6 protein-coding genes and 1 tRNA gene are annotated in these 4,108 nt (G+C 36.7%); 2 read left to right on the forward strand and 5 right to left on the reverse strand.

Annotated features, from left to right (window positions below):
- The coding region (locus AC06OU_RS02590) for a hypothetical protein (RefSeq protein WP_475853774.1) at positions 1 to 227 on the forward strand (227 nt) is incomplete at its 5' end.
- Between the two features lie 229 nt (positions 228 to 456).
- Here AC06OU_RS02590 and AC06OU_RS02595 read toward each other — a convergent pair.
- Positions 457 to 1,518: a nitric oxide synthase oxygenase gene (locus AC06OU_RS02595; RefSeq protein WP_475853776.1), complete on the reverse strand. Its 1,062-nt coding sequence runs from the start codon at positions 1,516 to 1,518 to the stop codon at positions 457 to 459.
- 166 nt (positions 1,519 to 1,684) lie between these two features.
- Here AC06OU_RS02595 and AC06OU_RS02600 point away from each other — a divergent pair.
- Positions 1,685 to 1,757: transfer RNA gene (locus AC06OU_RS02600), tRNA-Val, on the forward strand.
- Positions 1,758 to 2,054: 297 nt separating this feature from the next.
- Here AC06OU_RS02600 and AC06OU_RS02605 read toward each other — a convergent pair.
- The 4 genes from AC06OU_RS02605 to AC06OU_RS02620 form a co-directional block, all read right to left on the reverse strand.
- Positions 2,055 to 2,450, reverse strand: coding sequence for a GNAT family N-acetyltransferase (locus tag AC06OU_RS02605; protein ID WP_475853778.1), 396 nt, complete (start codon positions 2,448 to 2,450; stop codon positions 2,055 to 2,057).
- Between the two features lie 140 nt (positions 2,451 to 2,590).
- The gene (locus AC06OU_RS02610) at positions 2,591 to 3,046 is read right to left on the reverse strand and encodes a VOC family protein (protein ID WP_475853780.1); all 456 of its coding nucleotides are present in this window, start codon (positions 3,044 to 3,046) and stop codon (positions 2,591 to 2,593) included.
- The gene (locus AC06OU_RS02615; RefSeq protein WP_475853782.1) at positions 3,030 to 3,182 is read right to left on the reverse strand and encodes a hypothetical protein; all 153 of its coding nucleotides are present in this window, start codon (positions 3,180 to 3,182) and stop codon (positions 3,030 to 3,032) included. The genes AC06OU_RS02610 and AC06OU_RS02615 overlap by 17 nt, the downstream gene beginning before the upstream one ends.
- Before the next feature lie 12 nt (positions 3,183 to 3,194).
- Entirely contained in the window at positions 3,195 to 4,043 is an 849-nt protein-coding gene (locus tag AC06OU_RS02620) for a hypothetical protein (protein ID WP_475853784.1), read from the reverse strand.
- Between the last annotated feature and the right edge of the window lie 65 nt (positions 4,044 to 4,108).

A 4,108-nucleotide genomic window follows, 5' to 3' on the forward strand; every position in this document is an offset into this window, starting at 1 on the left:
TACTCACGATTGCTATCATGGCTGGTACCATAATTTATAATCTGTTTAAATGGAATATCCAGGCTATAAGCACCGGGAATGCTATTTTAATATACAATACGTTCTTAATGATCATTCTCTGTTATTTCGTATTTTTCATCCCGTACAACATTTCATTTATGTATAGTGTGACATATTTTACCCTTACAATCACTGTTAGCATAATCGACTACTTTAGAAAAAGGTGATTAGAGACTGAAAAAGGAGAACTCAGATAAAGCGAGGGTGTAATATCTTCCACATCCTCCTTGTAGACCATTCTCTTTCTCGACTGCTTCATGATTGTATTTACATAGATTAACTTATTCTGCAGATTTATCGGATAAACCTTTTTGAAGCTTTAATTCCTATACTTATATTCATAAAAAAAGACCATCCGTATTTGAACTGGATGGTCTTTTGGTATTTAACTAACTATTAATATGGGTTTGGCTGGTAGGAATAATTTGGCGTTATCTTTTCATTGTTATAAGGCTTGTGAAAGACATGGGTTGTTGCTGGTGACATCGGTGGGATGAGCCAAGCCCAGTTCCCAGTGACGTCTCTCCCTGCATCCCTTTCTATTTCCTCAAACTTTTTAAATTGATGAGCAGCAGTATGATGATCCACGATACTCACCCCGTCCTCCTTAAAGGAATATAAAACAGCAGCATTCAGTTCGACCAATGCGCGGTCCTTCCAAAGAGAAGCATTCGATTTCGTGTTCAAGCCCATTCGCTTAGCAATAGTAGGTAGCATATTATACCGATAATCATCCGCAAGATTTCGTGCACCTATTTCTGTTCCCATATACCAGCCGTTAAATGGAGCAGCAGCATACGTAATCCCGCCAATATCCAGCTTCATGCTAGAAATCATCGGAACGGCATACCATTTTAGCTGAAGGTTTTGAAACCAATCCATTTCTGGATGTCGAAAAGGAACCTCTAAAATATACGAATCAGGAATGTCAAAAACCTTTGGAGACTGATTATTCACTTGAATGACAAGCGGGAGCACATCAAAGTTTGTCCCCTTCCCTTTCCAGCCAAGCCCCTCGCATACTTTCGTAAAAGTAAGGGAATCAGAATCTCCTATGACTCCATCCTCGGTTTCATAGCCAGCATAACGAATGAGCTGGTGATTCCAAACACGAACATCTTTCGGAGAAAAAATAGTAATCGTCGGTCTGATTCGGCCGTCGTTCGTAGCGTGCTCAATATGGTCAAGCAATGCCTTGAAAATGTCTTCTTCTCTACATAAATCTCGCTTATCGAAAACAGTCAGGCTTTGCCAAAATAAACGACCAATGCATTTATTGCTGTTCCGCCAAGCAACCTTAGCACCGAACTCCAGCTCCTCGGTTGTATGTACATATGTGCCCCTGCGATTAATTTCATCTTCTATTTCTTCCAGGCGAGCAACCATCTCACGTTCCTCTTTACCTGTCTCTATGTAATAAAGTCTTATAAATTCCTGCGCTTCAGTTAACATGATCATAGCCCCTCCCACTATCTCTTCCATCTTAGTGGAATGGAGCAGTCCCAAGCAAGTACCTCAGTATAGGGAGATGTGAGGAATTTATGACACCCCAATTAGGATTAAAAGAAAAAACTATATACTACCAACTCTGGAATATGATAAAATCAGATTAACTTCAAAACCCGGTCTTGTAGCTCAGTTGGGAGAGCACCACCTCGACAAGGTGGGGGTCGCTGGTTCGAGACCAGTCGGGACCATATATTAATAGTAGCCATAACCCTTGTTATCACAAGGTTTGTGGTTTTTTTTATTTACACGAAGAATATTTTAATTTTTGTAGTTGGGGTTAAAATGGGGTTAAAATCTAAGTAAAATAAATATAAATCTTATTAATACATAGGAAATAATTATATCCCCCTTTTATATATTTGCGTTACAAAGGAATTTGATAATTTAAAATGAATCTAAAAAATGAGCTGGAAAATATATCCCCAAGCTCATTTTCTATGATTTTGTTTTTTGACTAACGCACCCGTAGCACAAAATAATATGCTTTATTTTCTGTGCATTACAAATTGAGATTTGCTATATTTAAACTTATTTTTCTCGTAAAATGGAATTAAATCCTCTTCACAAAACAGACTAATTACATCAATGTGAGATAGTTCCATTAACAATTGTGATACAATTTTCGTCCCAATACCTGACTTTTGAAATTCTGTATGTAATACAACATCTTCAATATAAGCCCTAAATTTACCGTCCGATACAGCCCTAGCAAATCCTATTAAAACATCACCTTTCCACGCACCAACAGATATTTCCCGTTTTAACATTTCTTCAATATCTTGTTCTTTTCTATCTTCCCACCAACCTGCATCATTATAAAGTCTAATAAGTTCAGTTGCTTTTATTGGTTTCTCAATAAAACTCTTAACCTCCACTTTCAAACTACCATCCCCCATGATTTTTCATTATATTACCTCTTACTTTATATTGATATTCTTGAATTAGCGTGCGTTAGAGTAAGATCTTTCACAAACTCGATTTTACCAAAAATCAATCGTTAGCTGAATAAGATACTCTGCAGTTATACCTCGCGTTTCAACCATTCTTCGAATGTCATCATCTTAAAATCTTCTGGAAAATCTAATCTAATCGGTGTGATGAACTCAATTGAGTTACCATCCGGATCATCAAAATAGATTGCAGCATGTGCATGTGGATTATTAGGTAACACAAGTGGTTGACGGTATTCATTAAAGCCAAATGAAGTACGAATAGCTATCCCTTTTTCATTTAACCATTTCTTAGCCAAAATGACATCCTCTTTATCTACTCTAAATGCAATATGACGTATAGAAGGGTGATAAGGTATCTCAACTTTGTCACTTTCCCATAAACCAAGCCAACTTTCTCCTTTAACAATCCAGAAAAAAGCTAGGTTGTCTTGTTTATAGGCTTTTTCTAATCCCAGATTTTGATAAAATAAAATCGATTTTTCTAAGTTACTAACTGGTAAATGTGCTTCATATAAAGAATGCATTTTTATTGATTGGTACCGTCCCAACCGTAATTGAAATTATAGCTTGATTATTGATTTGAGTTACAAATTCCTCTAAACTTCCTACGGATCCGTTAGCTGTAATTTTTTCATTATTTTTCAGTCCAATTGTTAACAAATTGTTTCCTCCTTATTTTCTTACAAAATTGTTATTTACCCATGCGACTATATCGATTTCTTTTTGTCTTAGCCCTTCATTAAGCTGATATTGAGAAGCATAGTTCATGTTTGCAACCCAAGTGGTAGTAGCTACTGGATATCCTCCTTGTTGTAATGAAGACGCGTTTAAAGTTGAATTGACCGTTACCCCTGTATTAAATTGGCTTACTCCCCCTTCCACACGAAAGCCTTGTTGGGCTACCAAAGGTGAGTTTGGAACATAAACACCATAATAGCCGTTTGCTCTTAATCCCATTGAACCGTTGGAAGCTACGCTTAATCCATTGGCATCTATTGAACTGATTACATGAGAGCCTGCAACTGCAGTCATTGTCAAAGTAGAACCAGTTCCTCTTCCTACCACAAAAGAACTACCGTAAATATTTCCTCCATCTATAACCGTTTGTCCAGGAGTATTTAAGTTTGTTACTGTAACAAGCCCCTGTAGGTTAAGATTTTGAGCTAAAGCAGATATTGCGTATGGATCCTGAGTAACTTTAGATGTAATTGTTTGTCCATTAAAATCCCGTATTTCTACTTTCGATTGAATTTGACTAGCTTGGATATTAATAGAAGATTCAGCTTCTCCCACCCGATTATTTAGACTGCTTACTGAAAGAGATATATTATCGGCTTTCAAAGTCATTGCAGCTATCGATTCATTTACCGCTTCCACTTCCAATGTTATTTGTTCGTTCGTTTGTTCAATACGAGAACGGAATTCTTTTCTATTTTCATCAATTTCTACTTTTTGTGAGATTAATATGTCGGAAGTATTCTTTGGTAATGTGTTACCTAAAACAACCTTAATTACAGTCAATCTACCGCTCCTAAATCCTTTAGTGAGTTTTAGTATTCGGGTCTGGAATTCAATTCCTAAAGGCT

The sequence above is a fragment of the Psychrobacillus sp. genome, from assembly GCF_056205495.1.

Excerpts from the sequence above, each read along its gene's own strand:
- AC06OU_RS02595 (WP_475853776.1), bottom strand. The coding sequence starts at position 1,518 with ATGATCATGTTAACTGAAGCGCAGGAATTTATAAGACTTTATTACATA.
- AC06OU_RS02610 (WP_475853780.1), bottom strand. The coding sequence starts at position 3,046 with ATGCATTCTTTATATGAAGCACATTTACCAGTTAGTAACTTAGAAAAA.